2 protein-coding genes are annotated in these 641 nt (G+C 27.3%); both read left to right on the top strand.

The window, feature by feature from the left end; all coding sequences use genetic code 11:
- Positions 1-224 (top strand): hypothetical protein (locus tag MBCUT_RS11170; protein ID WP_211263757.1); only part of this gene is annotated, 224 nt, incomplete at its 5' end.
- Positions 225-334: 110 nt separating this feature from the next.
- The coding region (locus tag MBCUT_RS01760) for a helix-turn-helix domain-containing protein (protein ID WP_169805360.1) at positions 335-641 on the top strand (307 nt) is incomplete at its 3' end.

Consider the following 641-nt stretch of genomic DNA (forward strand, 5'->3'; position numbering starts at 1 on the left):
TGAATAAAAAATTCATGCCAGTTTATAAAAAGTTTATAGCATTTTATAAAAAAGAGCATAAGAATAAGTTACCAGCTACTAACAACATTACAGAGAATTATATTGGAAATACAATGCCTAAAGCAGAAAAAAATAAATTCAGAACAGGAATAGGATTCATGAATCAAATTTACCATAGAATATTCAACTGGATAACCACCAATTCAAAACAACTAACAAATTGACAGTCCCTGACAAACAATAGTATTATTAATATATAGTTTAAATCGAAAAGTTTAAAAGTAATGTGAAACAAATTATTTTTATGGTAAATAAAATACAAAAAAGAGTTAAAATGTGTGTTAAGAAAAGTCGTTTGAATAAAATTATTAGTAGGCATCAGCAAGAAGCTGATGTTTTGAAAAAGTTGATTTTTATTCGATTTTTGTACAATGGAAAAACTGTTGATGAAGCAGTAGAATTGATGGAAATTTCATTATCTACTGGGCATAGATGGTTAGATGAGTGGAATGAGGGAGGATATGAAAATTTATATCCAAAATACAAGAATGGTGGGAGAAAAGCTAAATTAACTGAAGAAGAGTTTAAAAAACTAGATGAAATAATGATCAATGAAAGTTTCTTGAGCACTCGTAAAATTC

The organism is Methanobrevibacter cuticularis (assembly GCF_001639285.1).
GTDB lineage: Archaea > Methanobacteriota > Methanobacteria > Methanobacteriales > Methanobacteriaceae > Methanobaculum > Methanobaculum cuticulare.